13 protein-coding genes and 1 pseudogene are annotated in these 17,700 nt (G+C 58.4%); all 14 read right to left on the reverse strand.

The genetic code is table 11. The features are described 5' to 3' along the window. Positions 1 to 7 precede the first annotated feature (7 nt). The gene (locus C515_RS0103355) at positions 8 to 367 is read right to left on the reverse strand and encodes an EscU/YscU/HrcU family type III secretion system export apparatus switch protein (protein WP_028454375.1); all 360 of its coding nucleotides are present in this window, start codon (positions 365 to 367) and stop codon (positions 8 to 10) included. A 5-nt stretch (positions 368 to 372) separates the two neighbouring features. Next, positions 373 to 1,638, reverse strand: a complete 1,266-nt coding sequence (fliK, locus tag C515_RS0103360; protein WP_028454376.1) for a flagellar hook-length control protein FliK — start codon at positions 1,636 to 1,638, stop codon at positions 373 to 375. 18 nt (positions 1,639 to 1,656) lie between these two features. Further along, on the reverse strand, positions 1,657 to 2,031 hold the full coding sequence (locus tag C515_RS0103365) for a DUF2802 domain-containing protein (protein ID WP_028454377.1): 375 nt from the start codon (positions 2,029 to 2,031) through the stop codon (positions 1,657 to 1,659). A 152-nt stretch (positions 2,032 to 2,183) separates the two neighbouring features. After that, a complete protein-coding gene (locus tag C515_RS0103370; RefSeq protein ID WP_028454378.1) occupies positions 2,184 to 2,504 on the reverse strand; it encodes a flagellar protein FliT in 321 nt (106 codons plus the stop codon). Continuing rightward, a complete protein-coding gene (gene fliS / locus C515_RS0103375; protein ID WP_028454379.1) occupies positions 2,491 to 2,964 on the reverse strand; it encodes a flagellar export chaperone FliS in 474 nt (157 codons plus the stop codon). Before fliS ends, C515_RS0103370 begins: the two co-directional genes overlap by 14 nt. 11 nt (positions 2,965 to 2,975) lie before the next feature. Next, a complete protein-coding gene (gene fliD, locus C515_RS0103380; RefSeq protein ID WP_028454380.1) occupies positions 2,976 to 5,054 on the reverse strand; it encodes a flagellar filament capping protein FliD in 2,079 nt (692 codons plus the stop codon). Between the two features lie 48 nt (positions 5,055 to 5,102). Next, positions 5,103 to 5,513 (reverse strand): flagellar protein FlaG, encoded by a 411-nt coding sequence (locus tag C515_RS0103385; protein ID WP_028454381.1) that lies wholly within the window; start codon positions 5,511 to 5,513, stop codon positions 5,103 to 5,105. 80 nt (positions 5,514 to 5,593) lie between these two features. After that, a complete protein-coding gene (locus C515_RS24740) occupies positions 5,594 to 7,204 on the reverse strand; it encodes a flagellin N-terminal helical domain-containing protein (protein ID WP_028454382.1) in 1,611 nt (536 codons plus the stop codon). A 275-nt stretch (positions 7,205 to 7,479) separates the two neighbouring features. Next, entirely contained in the window at positions 7,480 to 13,092 is a 5,613-nt protein-coding gene (locus C515_RS0103395; RefSeq protein ID WP_144290322.1) for a glycosyltransferase, read from the reverse strand. A gap of 66 nt (positions 13,093 to 13,158) precedes the next feature. Continuing rightward, a complete protein-coding gene (locus tag C515_RS0103400; protein WP_028454384.1) occupies positions 13,159 to 13,569 on the reverse strand; it encodes a sugar 3,4-ketoisomerase in 411 nt (136 codons plus the stop codon). Continuing rightward, positions 13,570 to 14,694: a DegT/DnrJ/EryC1/StrS family aminotransferase gene (locus tag C515_RS0103405; protein WP_028454385.1), complete on the reverse strand. Its 1,125-nt coding sequence runs from the start codon at positions 14,692 to 14,694 to the stop codon at positions 13,570 to 13,572. It lies immediately after the preceding gene. Between the two features lie 240 nt (positions 14,695 to 14,934). Next, positions 14,935 to 15,660 carry an N-acetyltransferase gene (locus C515_RS22940; protein ID WP_081686724.1) on the reverse strand — a complete coding sequence of 242 codons (726 nt, stop codon included), beginning with the start codon at positions 15,658 to 15,660 and terminating at the stop codon, positions 14,935 to 14,937. Positions 15,661 to 16,026: 366 nt separating this feature from the next. After that, positions 16,027 to 16,920, reverse strand: coding sequence for an IS1595 family transposase (locus C515_RS19350; RefSeq protein WP_051304588.1), 894 nt, complete (start codon positions 16,918 to 16,920; stop codon positions 16,027 to 16,029). Positions 16,921 to 17,232: 312 nt separating this feature from the next. Then, positions 17,233 to 17,445, reverse strand: a pseudogene (locus C515_RS0103415) (transposase); the annotation flags it as partial. Positions 17,446 to 17,700 lie beyond the last annotated feature (255 nt).

The following is a 17,700-nucleotide window of genomic DNA, read 5'->3' on the forward strand; positions in this document are numbered from 1 at the left end:
GGCAAGATCAGGAAGATACGGGGTCGTCGGGCTGCGGGCTGGCCACAGAAGCAGCATCCTCTTCCTTGGGCAGCAGTGCTGTCAATTCCGGAACGGGAGGTGTTGCACCGTGCTCAAGCAGATAGACAAAGGCCAGCAACTCGGCAACAGCCCGATACAACTGCGGCGGGATGTGCTGATCGAGATCGACCTGCAGCAGCAGCGACACCAGTTCCGGCGACTCATGCACGAAGACCCCGGCCTCCCGGGCTTTCTTGATGATCTGATCGGCCAGCAAGCCCCGCCCTTTCGCAGCAACTCGCGGCGACCCGCTGCCTTCGCTGTAGGCCAGCGCCACGGCCTGCTGGCGCTCGTCCTTGCGGTGCATTTTTTTCACCCGGCAGACTCCTGGCGCTCCACCAGCGCCTGCGCCAACTCAAGACCCGCGGCGGAAAAACGCGCAGTCAATACATCCAGATGACTGGCCAGGGTGGCGCTCGTGGCGGAGACTTCCGGAGCGAAGCGCACGGCAAATTGCTGGCCCTGCAGGGTGAGCAGGATGCTCACCTTGCCGAGTTGCGGCATGTCCAGCTCCATGCGGCTGGTCCAGCGCCGTTCGGAAGCGTCAGGATTGTCAGCCTCCTGGGCGTCCCGCTCCCAGGAAAGACTCCAGTCCAACTTTTGTTCCGGCCAGGCCTGTCCCTGCCAGTGCAAGGGGCGCTGATCGGCAAGATCCAGCTGCTGCTGGACAAGCTGGCGCAACTGCTGCATCGCCAGCTCGCCATCCTTGCCTTCGGCCTTTCCTCCGAGCGCATCCAGCAGCTGGCGGCCGGCCAGTTCATTGCTGACCCTGTTCATATCCAGCTCGCGCTCCGCTTGCGTCTGCGGCGCTGCAGCAGCCGGTCTCTCCGCAGTACCAGCTCCGGGCGGGGCTTTGCTTTCCGGTGTTTGCTGTACATCCGGACCGGCATCCGCTTCCTGCGGATTGCGCACGACCTCGGCAATCTGGTTCAGCAAAGCCGTCAAGCCCATGCCGGCTGCCGGCTTGCCAGCCGAAGCCGCAGCGTCCTGCGCTGTAGCCGCTTGCGCCAACGACAGCAGAGCCTGTGGCTCGCGCAGGATTTGTGGCAGGCTGCGCTCGCCCTTGACCCATTGTGCCTGATGCGATTCGTAGAACAGGCCACTTTCACCAAGACTGGCAGCAAGCTGGCCGGCAAGCTTCGCCGTATCGGGTGGTCCACTGAACAGGGGCTCGGCCCGGCTGAGCACCACCTTGCTTTCGCCTCCCGGCAGGCGCGCCAACAAGTCCTGCAAACGCTGTGCGGCGCCACTGAGCGACACCGGCGTTCCCGCACTCTGGGGCTGGGCAGCAGGCTTTTGCTCGAGCGCGAAGCGTATCTGCTCGTCCGCCTCGAGTACCGTGAGATCCAGCTGTGTACCTGGCTGGGTATTGCGGGGAAGATTCATGTCCAGCAACTGGTCTTTGACCAGCACGGCAAAGCGGCCATTGGGCAACAGGCCCTGTACGGTCGCGCTCACCCGCTCACCCACGGTCAGCAGCAAGGCCGTGGTCTCGGGCTGACGCACCGTCTCGATCACCCCCTGCTGCACGCGCAGGTAGTTCTGAACGAGGCTGACCGGGGTATTGCCTGGCAACATGAACGGCTTCCCGTTGGCTCAGTACTTGCCGGCGCGATACAGCGCCATGATGAGATCGGCTTCGCCGCGACTCAGACCGCACTCCCGGATCAGCACGTCAACCTCCGTCCCGGCCTTTGCCAGCTTGATTGCCCTGGCATACGGCGTATCACTGATCTCCTCTTCCCGAATCTGGACTTCGGCCGACGCCATCAAACCCAGCTGCAAGCCCTGCAGCCGCTGCTCAAGCGCGTGGACCTCGTCCTCAAGCTGCACGACCCGCTTGTTGAGCTCGAGACAGTACTGCCGCAGCTGCAGCTTTCGGTAAAAAAACAGCAGCTGGCCGACATAGAGCACAAGAATAAACAGCAAGACGTAGAGCAGATGAACCCAGGAAATCACGAGTGGCTGCATTTTCAAATCCCCGGAACAAGGGCAGAGTCAAAGGCACCGGCCAGCAAGACGGCCGCAGGTTCACCGCAACCGGTACTGTCACCAACGGCCCAAGCGCCCTTTGCCACCAGCAGCAAAGGCCGGCATCCAGGACGTGCCCGGGCGTGCACCATTCAGGGCCGGTACGTGCGATCGAGCCGCGATGAATTCTGCAAGGATTGGATCATTTGCAGCAGCTCGGGACGCCAGGCTTGCGCATGGGCAGTCAGCTCGGCAATGCTGGCCTGCAGCTGGGTAATCAGCTGCACCAGCTGCTGCCGACCTGCTTCATCGTACTCATGCCAGGGGATGTCATGCAAGGCATCCTGGAGAGTAAGCCAGATCGGCTGGCGCTCAAGCAATGCTTCCCAGTTCTGCTGCTCGGCATCCGCGAGCATCTGGCGGGCAAGGACATTGAAGGCCCGCAGGGTATGGACAATATCAGGCTTTGCCATAACTCAGCGTACCCCGATCCTGATTGGCCTCGGCTGCTGGTTCACTGAGCAGTGGCGGCTGGGCTGCAGCCGGTTGACTGATGCTCTCCCAGGCTTCCTTGAGATCGTTGAGCAACACCAGCACCTGGTCGAGCGGCTCGGTGGTATTGCGCAGATTTGCCTCGAGCAACTGCTGCATCATGTAGAAATACAGCGCATCCAGATTGGCCGCCAGCTCGCCACCTTGCTCATGATCCAGCGCGAGGCGCAAACCTTCGTCAATGATGGAAATGGCCTTGCTGATAGCCTGGCCCTTTTCGGCGATCTCGCCATTTTGCATGTGCATGCGGCCCAGCTGAATCGATTTGATGGCCCCTTCATAGAGCATCACAATCAGGCGTCCCGGCGAAGCGGATTCCACCTGGCTCTGCAAATTCTGCTTGCCATAGGCAGCCAGTGCCTTTTTTGCTCCGAGTGACATGATCTGTACCCTTACTTCCTGTTATTGCTGGCAAGGTTGTTGAGCATCGACAGCTGCTGCCCCAGATAGGAGCTGGTTGAATTCATCGTGGCAATCTGCACATCCAGAGCGGTGAACTGGGCACGATACAGTTTTTCCAGCCCTTCCAGCCTGCGCGTCATGGTCTTGCCCTGGGTTTCGATATTGGTGATATCGCGCTTCAGGCCATCAACCCGACTGCGCAGCAAGCCGTTGCCCCCCAGCAAACCGGTCACCGTCTGGTCCAGCTTGCTGGCAAAACCACGACTGAAACCGATCGTGCCATATTCCCCGGGCGTGTCGCCCGTGACTGTCAGCTTGAGACCTTCAGTCCTGCCCGTCCCGGTCAGGATTTGCCCGTCACCCTTGGCGTTTTCACCATTGATCGTACCGGCGACATTGGTGCCGGTGCCGGATTGGGCAACCTTGAGCCCCAAAGAGGTTTCCGTCGTTGAACCCACTGCCGTTATCTGCACATTCGACTTGCTGCCGTATTTGTTGGAGCTGAATTCGAATTTGTTGGTGCTGGCGTTGAAAGCCACCGTAACAGCCGCTCCCGCCTCCTTCAGCCGACTGTCGCCATTGATTTTCGACTGGATTTCCGCTGCCAGCGCGGCAGGCGTGGCATACGATCCTGCCGCCAGCTTGATCTGGCCGGATGAAGTGCCATCCACCGCGACCATCAGCAAATCATTGTCGTTCTCGGTGATGGTGATCGGACCATTGGTAATGGCGAGTCCGCTGAAAGAGCCACGGGTTGCCGCTGCGGTAATGTTGATTGCGTAATTGCCGGTTTGCGTGGCGGCAGTTGAAGAGACATAGCTGACCCGCGAATCACTGGCTACGCCATTGACGGCAAACAGGCTGGCTACATCGTCGGGGCGCTCATTCAATGCCTTCTGCAGCTTGCTGGCGTCCAGCGTCATCTGGCCCTTGTCATTGTACGTGACCCCCACCGCGCCCAGACTCTGGTAATAGCTGCCTGCTCCCAGGCCCTGATTGAGCGTGGACCTGATCGTGCTCTGCATCGAACGGATCACATAGTCGCCATTGAGCAGACCGCTGGTTTTTGTTTCCTTGTCGAAGTAACTCAGACCATCCACCACCTTGGCGAACTCGTTGTAGGACTTTACGAATTCTTCGACGGCAGTCTTGACGCCGCTGGTATCGCGGGCAACGGACAAGGTGGTGGTGATGGGGGCGCTGTTGCTGTCCAGCGCGCTGATCTTCTGCAGGTTCAGCGTCACCCCCTGCAGGACATCGGTAACGGTATTGCTGGCCTTGCTGATCGCGATGCCGTCCAGCTGGAATTCGGCATTCTGCGCAGCTTGCGTTTGCGCCATATTCCTCGCGCCTGCCGGGTCATAGACAAAGCGGGAAAGGCCGCTGGTATCGGTATTGCCGCCCGGATTGGTGCCAGCATTGTAATCATCATCTTCGACAGTAATGCGCAGGCTGTTTGCCTTGCCGCTATCCGTCGAGGAAAGCAGCAGGCGGTAACCGCTGCCATCGTTCACGATGGTTGCCGAAACACCGGCCTTTTTGGCATTGATGGCATCGCGCAAGCCAACGAGGGTGTTGTTGCTGCTGTCGATGTCGAGAGTCAGGGCTCCCTTGTCGCCATTGACCTCAAAGGTGTCATCGGCAGTGTTCGCCGTTGTGCCATTGTCATTATGCGTGCCGAACTGGATGGTCAGCTTGCCGGTGCCGACCGGTTCGTTCACACCGGTAAAAACCTGGGATTTGAGTTTGTGCGATTGCGCCAGCTGCGTCACGGCCAGGCTGTAACTGCCTGCCTGTGCATTGGATGCGGTGCTTACAGTGCCAATCGCCGAATCGCCAAGACTGCCCTTCAGCGTCTTGTATGCGCTGACACTGGACAAACCGAGCACCCGGGCCTGAAAGGTCGAGAGCGCGCTTTGCAAGCTGCCTACCGCCGAGATCTTGGTTTCGGCTTCCTTGGCCCGTGCCTGCAGCTTGGTCAGTGGCTGGCTTTCCAACTCCATAAGCTGCTTGATGATGCCGTTGACATCCAGCCCGGATCCCAAACCCGAAGAAGTAATCGAAGCCATGATAGAAACCCCAGAATTTAAACCACTCAATTACAGAAGATCGGCCCGTCAGGCCCGATCTTTAATCAGCATTCCCTGAAACTGGTCGATGGCCTTGGCAATGGCAATCGCTTCTTCACTGGGAATCTGACGCACGACTTCGTCAGTCTGCTGGTCAACCACCTTCACGACGACCGCATCGGCTTCGTTGTCGATGGAAAAATTCAGTGCCTTGCCATTGGAAAACATCTGCACCATTTCATTGAGCTTTTTCACCGCTTCCTGCAACTGCTGGGTGGAATCAGCCTTCTGGGCGCCTTGCACCGCTTGCGCCGTCAAAACCGCTTGTGCGGGCGGCTCCGCTGCAGCCGGCGAACCGGCTGCTCCGGCAGCCTGCTCTGGACGACGATTCGCAGCATCGTTATTCGTGCTCGCGACAGGCAAAGCGGGGGCTTGCCCGGATAATGAAGAGATCTGCATGATGATTCTCCTAAGTGCAATACCCCGGCACGGTTGCAACCGGCCGGGGTACGTCTGACACCTTACTGCCTAACCCGGACTTAGCCCAGGAGACTCAGTACCTGCTGCGGCAACTGATTGGCCTGAGACAGCATCGCGGTACCGGCCTGCTGCAGAATCTGCGCACGGGTGAGGTTTGCAGTTTCTTTGGCGAAATCCGCGTCCTGAATCCGGCTGCGTGCTGCGGACAGATTTTCGGAAGTGGTAGCCAGGTTGGCAATTGTCGCAGAGAAGCGGCTTTGCAGGGCACCGAACTTGGCACGCTGATCGTTGATGGTGGTCAGGGCATCATCCACAACACGCAGAGCCTGGGTGGCACCTTCAACACTCGACACATCCAGCTTCTCAACGGTCTTCAGATCAGCCTGGTACGAAGCACCCGAGGTGAAGACACTGGTGTTGTCCACACCGGTAAACAGCACGCCGGAGGCGAAGGATGCGGTATCAGTGGTCACCGAGAACGATTTGGCCGAATTCAGCACCACCTGACCACCGAAGTATACCGAGCCGGTCGAGCCCGCGGCGAATACCGAGGCGCTGGCAAGGTACTGGGTCGAACCGGTGGAATTGGCGGTATCAAAGTTCCAGACATTCACTTCACCACCGATACCGCTGGCCACGCCGGTTTGCGATGTCAGGGCAATGTTGGAGCCATCATCGGAGACCAGTTTCATGCCGTACTGGGTCGTACCGTTACTGTCCTGGAAGGTTTCCAGCTGTGCGGTCACGCCGGTTTGCGAGGATTTGGCATTGAATGCCGAAATCGCTTGCGAATATTCATCGCCGTCGATGGAGCCATTATTGTTGGCATCGCTCACGTTGAACGACACGGACTGGAAGGTATCGCTCTTGGAGGCCAGGGCCAGGGTGAAGGTACCGCTGCCAAGCGAGAGCGTGGTCTCGGTACGAGCCGAAGCGCGCACACCGGTATTGGCCTGATTGATCTTGGTGGCGATATCGCGCGCCATGTCGGTTCCCGATACGGAGATCGAGATACCGTTGATGCTGAAGGTGCCGCTCGAGGTAACGGCAACGCCGGCCGCATTCACCGTGCCGGTCGCACCGGCAGCAACAGAAGTACCGGAAGTCACAAAATTGCTGATCGACTTGGCGCCGGTGCCGTTGCCCGCACCGATCTGGTAGGAGCCGTACTGGCTGGTGCGCAGATTGGCGGTGGTGGCTGTGATGCTCTCATTGACGTTGGCGCCGACCTGGTAGGTCGCTGCGGTAAAGGAACCGTCAAAGAGGCGCTGGCCGTTGAACTGGGTGGTATTGGCGGTACGTTCCAGCTCGGACACCAGTTGCGACACTTCGGCATTGATTGCCTCACGGTCACCGGCGGAGTTGGTGGCATTGCCAGACTGCACGGACAGCTCGCGGATGCGTTGCAGCATGTCGCCCATCTGCGAGAGCGCGCCTTCTGCAGTTTGCGACAGCGAAACGCCATCGTTGGCATTGCGCGACGCCTGATCCATACCGCGGATCTGCGAGGTGAAACGCTGGGAGATGGCCAGACCTGCGGCATCATCCTTGGCACTGTTGATGCGCAAACCTGAGGACAGCCGCTGCAGCGAGGTATTCAGACTGGTCTGAGAGTTGTTCAAATTGCGCTGGGAGTTCAGCGACGGGACGTTTGTGTTAATGACTTGCATGACTGTTTCTCCTCAAGAGAACACGATGTTCGGAGACTGCATCGGACATCAAGCTTGTTTGTGCCCTTGTGGCAACTATCGGCAATCGCTTCTGGAACTTTAGGGCTGACTGGCAACAAATCACCTTGTCGGGCCCCTGACGCTGCCCACTCCGTTCCGGATACAGAAACAGCAATGGGTATAAGCCGGCAACCAACACCAAATAAAGGCTGCCGGCTTATACCCAACACAAACATCAAGGAAACCTGCTAAAAAGCGGCAATCCGCCCGCCCTGTCAATCGGGCAGCCAGGCCTGCCGCCAGGCATCCAGGTTTTGCCCTTCCAGCATCCAGTCGCGCAGAACGGCCTCCCGCAATGCATCGCCCTGTGCCGCTGCGGCATCCAGGTCGGCAAGCTGGACGCGGATGGCCTCCACCCAGTCGCGGAAGCGGTTTTTCACTAGCGTGACCGGCAAATCGCCACGGTAGCAGACGATATCGGTGGCGATCACCGGGTAGCCGCATGCCCCGTATTCCAGCAGGCGCAAATTGCTCTTGCATTCGTTGAACAGGTTATGCTCGAGCGGCGCCAGCGCCAGATCCAGATTGAGGCTGGCAAGCTTGGCCGGATACTGCTCGATCGGTACGCCGGAATGGAACTCCCGCACATAGGGGCGCAGGACGTCCGGGCACATGCCGAAGAACACCCAGTCGACCTCGTTCGCCAATTCCTTGACCACATCGACGATCAGCTCGAGGTCGCCCGTATGGCTCATGCCTCCACCCCAACCCACGCGCGGCCTGGGACCAACGCACCGAATGCTGGACAGGTCGCGCCACCACTTGGGCGGCAGGCGGTTCTCGACCACCCGGATGTCGCGATGCAAACCAAGCTCGCTGTAGGCATTGGCAAGCTCCGCAGTCGATACGACGAAGCGATCGACCAGTGACAGCGCCTTGCGCATCTGCTTGAGCACATCCTTGGGCATCTGGGCGCGATGGGCACTCTTCATCGGCAACTTGGGCAGATAGTCGTCCAGCTCATAGACCTTGAAGGCACGGGCATAACGCTGGTACTGCCTGATGAAAGCGATCTGCTCTTCGTTGATCTGGCGCTGAAGCACGAGGACATCCGGGTCAAGCCTGGCCACATCCACCGGATGCAACAATTCCCAACTGATATGACCATCAATCTGCAAGGCCTGCTGCTGGGCAAGAAATGGCTGAATCACCCGATACTGGCCGCAACCCATCGCATCGCCGGGGTGGGCCAGCACAAGCGGCAACGGTCGCCAGCTCAGCGGACGCCAGCACAACTGGGCACGTGGCTCCAGTTCGAAACCATTGCCGTGCAGGAAGAGATTGCGGTTATAGGCCGGATCCGCGGCCAGCTTAGGCAGCCAGCGCTGCAGCAGCGCCGAACACGCAGCCTCGGTCAGCGGCGCCGGCGCCGCGCGCTGGACGGTGACCACACGCGGCGTCCAGACGGCAAGGAAGCCGGCAGCATGCACGCGCAGGCAGAAATCCGCATCGGCAAGCCCCTGGGCAAAGGCGGCAGCATCAAGACCGCCGACCTCCGCGAACACCGATTTGCGTACCATCATGCATGCCCGGCTGACGGCGGAGCAGTCCTGATCGAGCAGGAGGCGATTCATATAGCCTTGGGCATCATGCGGCAGCCCCAGGAAAGGGCTGCCCACAGCGCCTCGCAAACCGAGGACTTGCGGTGCCTGCAGGATATGGCCGTCGGCCGACAGCACCTTGCCGCCCACCACGCCGACCTCGGGTCGCTGCGCGTGATTGAGCAACTGCTCGATCCAGTCAGTGCCGACCACCTCCGCTGCGGCATCAAGCAGCACCAGATACTCGCCCTGCGCCTGCTGAGCCAGCACATTGACAATCGCCGCATCATTGAACGGATCGTCGCAGGCAAAGGTGCGCAGGCGCGGATTGCCGAGCGCATCAAGCGCGGCCAGATAATCACGCAACGCGGGCTGGTCGCCATGGCCGTCGATTACCAGCAGCTCATAGTTCGGGTAAGCCGTCACCTCGATCAAGCGCTCAACGCAACGCTGCAAGGCGGCCAGCTCACGTGGTGCCACCAGCAAGACCGACACCACGGGCTGAGCAGCATGCTGGTAGCGCACGCTGCGTATCGACGGCAAGGCCCCCTGTTCAAGCTCTGCGGCAAGCCCCAGGCGCGACAGGTGGGCGGCGACCACCGGCGACAGCTGTGTCTGGACCGGCTCCAGGTTTATCCAGTCGCCATATGCGAGGGCACTGTGATAGAGCATGTCGTCGAAATGGGCAATGGCCGGCCAGCCATCCCGCTCGAGCACACGGAAGAGGAAATCAATATGCGCTAGTGCGCCGTACTGCGCATCGAAGCCGCCAAGGTCGGCCAGCGCCGCGACCGACACCGCGAGCGAGCGCCCGACATAGGGTGTATTGCGCAGCAGCTCAAGATTGAAGTCGGGCCGGAAGATGGGCAGATCGTACTGGCCGTCGGCCTTGAGCCAATCTTCGTCGGTGTAGGCACAACGCGCCTCTTGCCTGCTGATCACCAGTTCGGCCAGCAAGAGTGTCGCGGTCTTCTCCAGCTCGTCGCCAGCGTGCAGCAACCAGAGCCAGTCACTTTCCTCGGGCAGCGCCCGGGTCAGCGTCTGCGGCCAGGCGGCATCCAGCGGCATCCAGCTCACATTGTCACCTGCACCACCGGCTGGTGCCGGCTTTACCGAAAGAATGACAATGTGCGCCGGATGGTAATACTGGGCCGTCATGCTGCGTATGGTGCGCACCAGCGCAGCAATGTTGCCGGCTTCGTCGAAGATCACTGGCACAATGCGGGGCTGGCACGGCCAGGCTGCCATCCGGGCGTCGAACAGCTGGCCGTGGCTGGGCAGCAGCCGGCGTTCGGCGCGCCAGGCCGCATAGACGTCAAGGAAGGACAGCACCCGCGCCGGTGCCTGCCCCGGCACCTCGCTGGCATCCATCTGCTGCAGCATGGTATCGCGCGCCTGCGCCAGCGCCGCATTGCCCAGATCGCCGTGACGCTGGTAGAGCTTGCGATAGAGCGCGGGGAAATTCTTGCGCTCACGCCCCAGCATGTGGTCGCTGCCGCTGCTGGGCCTGACATGCACCTCCGAGGTGACACGCGGCTCATGAATGAAGTCGTAGCGCTGGGCCAGCTTGAGCAGCATGTCCCAGTCTTCGAGCGCAGTCAGTGACTCATCGAAGCCGCCAACCACATCAATCGCGCTGCGCGGATGACTCCAGGTGTTGACCGGAATGTAGTTCTGCAGAAACAGCTGCTCGCGCGAGAACTGCTGATGCCGGAAGGGCTCCTCCCGCCCCAGCTCAATGCGCCGGCCGTCTTCCAGTTTTTCCTGCACGTACACCACACCGGTATACGCCACCTTGTCCGGATGCTGCGCATGGGTCGCCGCCAGCACCGCCAGGTGATCGGGCAGGTAGATGTCATCATCGTCGAGGTAGACGATGTAGCGACCGCGCGCCTGGCGCAGGCCGGCATTGCGCGCCGCCGATAGACCGCTGTTGCGACCCAGGTACAGATAGGTAAGCGGGAACTCGCAGTCGGCGATCAAGGCCTCGACTGGGCTGCCATGGTCATTGACCAGAATGACCTCGAAATCACGCCAGGTCTGCGCCGCCAGGCTGGCCAGCGCATCGACCAACAACTCCGGTCGGTTGAAGGTAGTGAGGATGACGGTAAACCAGTAGCGATCCTCACTGCTGCTGTAATGCCCCGCATACAGCTGCGCCCTGATCGCTTCAAGCTCGGCGCGATAGTTTTCCCGCGCGGACTCGGGCATCTGCAAGGCCCGGCTTTGCAGCAGCCCCCACACCCGCTCGGCGGCTGCGCGCAAACGCGGCAACACCGCCGGCTCCGCAAGATTGAGCTTGAGGATTTCGATATGCTCGGCCAGTGGCTGCGCGGACGCATAGAAATCCCTGGAGATCTGCTTGTCGTGGACGCGATAGCCAACACTGGGCTGGCGGACAAAAACAAAATCGGGGGCTACCCGCGCGATGCGGATTGCCAGCTCCCAGTCACCGGCCAGCATGCCGGCCCGGTGGATGCCACCATCGGGCAGGCGGATCGCATCGAGCGCGCTACGGCGAAACATCGTCGCCGATGGTGTCACATAGTTGTCGAAACTGAGCAGATCGACCACTTCATCACGACCACCGCAATAGGACTGCTGACGATGGCCCGGATGGTCGGCATACCGGAGCACGTCACCAGCGGCGTTGATCCAGTTGCACTGACTGTAACCGAGCGCAGCCTGCGGGTGAGCATCGAGCTCCCTGACCAGTGCAGCCAGATGTCCCGGATAGAGAATGTCATCCGAACCCAGAACAACCACGTATCGTCCGGACCCCGAATCGATGCAGCGATTGTAATTGCCAATCGCACCAAGGTTCTCGGTATTGCGCTCCAGCCGGAAAAGCGGATCGGCCACGAAGGACTGCAGCACGGCAAGGCTGTCATCGCTGGAGCAATCGTCACGCACAATCAGCTCGAAACTCACACCCTGCTGCCCCAGCACCGAGCGCACCGTATCCGCGACATACGCAGCGTTGTTGTATGACATTACCGCGACGGTCACATCGATGCTTGCCGACTCCGCCACCTGCTTGAAGCGCTCGCCACGCTGGCGAACCCTGAAGTCCCGCAGGGTCGCGCGCGGGTCTGCCGCCAGGCCGGACACGGGAAAAGTGTGCCCCAGCCAGTCAGCCAGCGCCTGCACGGGAACCTCGGTATCCCAGTGAAAATTGACCAGGCCAGGCTTCGGCACCCCCCGAATGGGGAAAAACACCAGCCGCATCCCCAGGGCTGCGGCAAGCGCGTGGTAGAACCAATAGCTCATCTGTGGAATGTCCTGGATCAGCACCACTGCCGCGCTGCCCGCCGGCATCCACAACAGGTTGGCGAGCGCTGCGCCGGACGGCGATACCGCAAGCTCCAGGCCGGAGAAATAGTTTACCTGCTCAGCAAAACTCAGCTTGGCCGGCTGAATGCAGTCGTACCCCTGACTGCCAAGCAGGGCGATCAGTTCATCCTGATTGACCACGGCGCGGCCGTTGCCGCCAGAAGGGCGCACCAGATAAGCGCGCCTCGCAGCTGGCGGCGCCACCGGAACCCGCTTGCGCACTGCGCCGGCCAACCAGCGCAGGGCCTGGGGATTAAGCCTGTAATCATTGCCGGTGAAGATGTAGCCTTTGCGGGGCTCCCATATCTCGGCCGCATCGGAAAAATAATACAGCTGAGCCACATCGACTGCCTGACCATGCTCGACAAAAAGAATGTGCTCGGCAGGCCACAGCAGCAGCAGTGATTCAATGATGGATTCCGGCAATCCTGCCTCAACCAGCAGCTTGGTATCCGGTGGCAGATTGCTGGCAGTAATCCAGCTCAGGCTGGCAAGCTTCTCGATCAGCCAGTGCGCATAGTTGCGGTTTTCCCAGGAAAACAGCGAAACCGCTCGCGCCACCTTGAGCGCCTGGCCACGCCCCGTGAAACACTGGGCAGATGCTTGCTCATCGATCACCAGTCCGTACTTGCGATACCACTCCACATTCAAATCAGCACGACGCCTGCTCACGGCATCGCTGACGATCTCGCCAGTTTTAGCGATGAGGATGGCGGCAATACCGGCAACGACACGCACATCGGTCAGCTCGGCATAATACTGGGGGCAGGACAAGGGTCTTGCTTCACGCACAAACCGGGGAATGGAAAAATCAACCATTTCCAGTGGGGCCGGTTGCCAGTCCGCTTCCGGCGCAAGCACGCGCAGATTCTCTACACAACTGGCATTCTCAATTGCCACAAGCTTGCCGGCGAACATGCCGCCATCAAGCACAACCGATTGTTGTTCTTTCACCCTGCCCCCGACTCAATGCATCTGCACGACTTGTTTTTGGATGGATTTACCCGGCCCTGGCGCTACTCAAGGAGCGGTCACGGCGCTGCGAAATTCCTGGTAATCACGGTAATAGTCATCTTCCGAATAATGTTCCGAAGCCAGCACCATGCAGACGGAGCCACTCGAGAAATTATCGATTTCCCGCCAGATCATTGGAGGAATATAAAGTCCGTAATACGAACGGTTCATGTGATACTTGAATCTGGTGCGACCATCATCCAGCGTAATGTCAAAACTTCCCGACATGGCAATCAGCAACTGGTGCAACCCCTTGTGGGCATGACCGCCTCGATGCGAGCCGCCCGGTACATCATAAAGGTAATAGACACGCTGAATATCAAAGGGAATATGATTGCCGGCTTCGATGAAGGTCAGATTGCCGCGCGGGTCTTCGACCTTGGGCAGATCAATAATTTTGCAGTGTTGGAGGGACATTCAGGCACCCATGCATGAATCAGAATCTGGATTAAAGGAATTGCAAGCCTCTATCACACGGTCGACACGCTTCATGCCGGGGTAAATGGGCAGGCTAAGCACCGTTTCCGCCAAGCGCTCGGCAACCGGCAACGAGGGCCAGGCGAGACAGGAATAAGCCTGCTGGCGGTGAATCGGTATCGGGTAATGCACCAAGGTAGCCACGCCCTGCTCATGCAGATGAGCCTGCAGGGCATTACGGTATGCCGACCTGACAACGAACAGGTGCCATGAATGCCGTTCGCCAGCCACTGGCACTTCGGGAAGGACAATGTGCTTGTTGCGTATGCCAGACAAGTAGCGGGCAGCCAGAATGTTGCGCTCATCCTGATCGGCGTCCAGCACGCGCAGCTTGATCCGCAAAAAGGCAGCCTGCAACTCATCCAGTCTGGAGTTTACCCCTCGTTGCTCGTGATGGTATTTGCGTTGCGAACCATAGTTGCGCAACGAGGCCACGCAAGCTGCCAGCTGCTCATCGCCAGTCAGCACAGCGCCACCGTCCCCCAGCGCCCCCAGATTTTTACCCGGGAAAAAGCTGAATGCCGCGGCATCGCCCCATGTCCCTGCACGCTGCCCGCCGAGGCTTGCGCCATGAGCCTGTGCGGCATCCTCGATCAGCAGCAGCCCATGCTGCCGGGCAAGCTCCCGCAATGCGACCATGTCCGCCAGCCGTCCGTAAAGATGCACCGGCAACAAGGCGCGCGTACGTGATGACATGGCGGCTGCAGCCGCGACCGGATCGAGATTCGCACTGGATTCCAGAGGATCTGCCAGAACAGGCACCAGGCCAGCCTCACTCACGGCCAGGGCAGTCGCTATGAAGGTATTGGCTGGCAGAATAACTTCGTCGCCCGGGACCAGCCTGCCCAGATGCATGTATGCCTTGAGAATCAGGCTTAAAGCATCAAGTCCATTGCCCACACCGATGCAGTGCGCCACACCGCACCACAGGGCAAACTCAGCCTCAAACGCACGCAACTCTTCGCCGCAGACAAACCAGCCACTATCAAGCACACGCTGCAGGGCAGAGGCAAATTCGCCCTCAAAACGCTTGTTCAGGGCTTTGAGGTCTAGAAACGGGATCATGGCTACTCAACCTTGCATTCCAGTCAGCGCAATAAATCGCGCAGGATATCCAACAACCCAGGGGCTTGGCGGGCCAAGCCTTAGCGATGGCAGGCTGGGCCACAACATACGTGCACATCGAAACCTCATTTTTCAAAACGACCCAATTGCAAACCAATGAACTACAGAGTTGCTTTCGTAAAGGCAAGGGCTTTCGACGTACAGCAAGAGTACAAGAGCCAATTTACACGAGCAGGGCACCTATTCAACCTTCCTTATCACCCGTGCCGGGGACCCAATTACAACACAATGCGGAGGAACATCCTTTGTAACCACAGAGCCGGCCCCCACAGTAGCTCCAGCCCCGATTCTTACAGCCGGCAATAGCGAGGCACCAACCCCGACAACCGCCCCTTTCTCAATAATTGGCCCAACGATTCTATCGTCAGAATACCCACCCCGGACAACGTTATCATTAGTCGTACCGACCATTAGGCTAATAAAAACATCATCACCAATAATTGCATTTCCAGTAATGTGAGTACTATCCATTATTTTTGTTCTATCACCAATAACAGTATTGTAATTTACTGTAACATAGCGACTTATTATACAGCCATCACCGACAACGCACTTTTCACGTATAGACGCGCCGTCACCAAGCAAAGTATTACGCCCAATCTTAACATCATAAAAAATAACTGCATTAGGCCCAATCGAACACCCATCACCTATTTCTATAACCCTCTCAAAAACCGGCACCCTAGCGACCGCCCCCGCACCCTTAGGCTCCTTCCCAATAAAAGCACCAGGAAACACCTCACACCCACTACCTATCCGAACACCAGTATATATAACCACGTTGGGATGGATAACTGTATTTGAGCCAATCTCCACCCCTGATTCAATAACAGCATTTGCACCAATACAAACCCCATCTCCCATGACAACATCATCAGCCACCATAGCTCTCGAGTGTATACCCATACCGCTCTCCATTTTCAAATCATAAAAAAGGCTTCACCCTGAAGCTTTTGCTTTTTGCAGCCACACAAACTGAAGCCACTCTTCCAAACCAAGGCTCAAAATTAGCCAATTTCAGAGTCGTTTTACTACATTTTATTACAAACAAAACGGAAGTGTTAATCCGCAACCCTCAAGCCCATTGGCATGTAAAGACTTTCCTGATTAGGTGGCCAGCTGCGCTATCATGGATAGTTTGTTTACCAGCCATTCTTGGAATGCAAGTTACAGCAGCAGTTAGTAAGTGCAGCAGCAGCGTATCAAGTCGGCACCGACGATTGGGCACCTCGCCCCCCTGTTTTTACGAAGAGATACCTTGTAACCCATTGACTAATAAAAGATAATTTTTGGAAACGGGATTTTTCGAAGCACCCGGTTAAACCGATAGGCAATCGCCGCCAGATAGTGACCCGCATACTTGCCAAACGCAAAGGCGTGATAGATCCAAGACAGGCTGGCTTTCACATTGCCCAGCAACGTACTGATCCAGCGGAACAGCGGCAGGTCTTTCGGGTTCTTCCCGCCAGCGACATGCGCTTCATGGGTAGCGACCGCCCGGATGACCACGCCAAAGCAAGACAACCCATCCGAAATAACATACGCTCCCGGCTGCAGGCAGCATTCTGCCCACACCCGAATGGCCTGTTGCGTAAATCCCACCACCGGACTGAGCTTCAGATACCAAGGGTGCCGCCACACATGCAGCGCCATGGCGGCCATACAGGGAATCTTGTTCTCGGGGCCCCGTCCCGCCTTGCCGCCACTGCGTTCGCCGCCGAGGTAGGCGTCATCCACCTGTACTACACCGTCGAGCTGGTAGCGCGCATCGCGTTCCAACATGGCCTGCATGATCTTGTGCTGAACCAGCCAGGCCGTGCGGTAATTCACGCCCAGCTGGCACTTGAGCGCCAGTGCGGACAGGCCGGTCTTGGCCTCGCCAATCAGATAGAGCGCCAGAAACCAGAGTCGCAAGGGTAATGACGACTTTTCGAACAGCGTCCCCGCCGTCAGCGAGGTTTGTTTGCGGCAGGCGCGACATTCAAACAAGGCATTAGTCCGGCCTTGGATGCGATAGCAGGCCGGGTACTGACAATGCAGGCAGCGCAAGCCCTGCTGCCAGCGCGTCTGTTCCAGTGCGGTTTGGCACTGGTCCTCCGAGCCAAATTGCTGCTGGAAGGCGGGGATTGACAGGCCCGGCTGAAACTGAATACGGTTCATTGCCATGATGTGCACCTCCAGTTTAATCCGGTGGATGCTTTCAGCATAGATCGGTAAGCTTTACCAAGCTGAGCTGGCTACCTAATCAGGAAAATTTTTGTCTCTAAACTAGCTAAAACTTCGCCATAATACCACCTGATTAGGTAGCAACCGTAGCTTGCGTAGTTTGTTTTCCGTTTTTGACATGCAGCCACAGCACCGCAGTGCCAACTTGATTTTACTTTCCACAGCCGGCCACTCTTTCGCACCGGAATAATCGCTTTGGCCTTGTGCTATGTAATGGCACGATGACAGCCCTTCGACCATGCCGATGACCTACCGCAGCGCTACGCCGAACAGCACTTTGATCGACAGGCAGAACTGGAACACGGCGTCGGAAAAAGTGGGCTGACGCCCAGCCTTGCTGGTAGTGGACGCGCACCATTGCATGATTGGTTCAAGCCAGATCAGCAATGAGCTGCGCGCCTTGAGGGCGGCGTTGTAGTCACGCCAGTTGGTGGCCTTATACTGAGCTGGGGCGGAATTGGTCATGGCAAGAGTTCACCGGTGCCACTGGGACATGAGGGGAGTTGTGCAACAAAGCCGTAGAAAGGCATTACTTCGAAGAGATGGATTTTTCAACAGCCTGTTAGGGAAAGTTATGCAATAAAACTCCTCGCAAAAAAGCCAATTCAAATCACGCACCAATCACCTGAAAAAACTGCAGCACACTCGAAAATCTTGCGTTACTCTAATGATGCGTGCATGACAGCATTACTCCACTTCAACCATCGCCTCACAAAGCAA

It is taken from the genome of Chitinilyticum litopenaei DSM 21440 (genome assembly GCF_000428145.1).
GTDB lineage: Bacteria > Pseudomonadota > Gammaproteobacteria > Burkholderiales > Chitinibacteraceae > Chitinilyticum > Chitinilyticum litopenaei.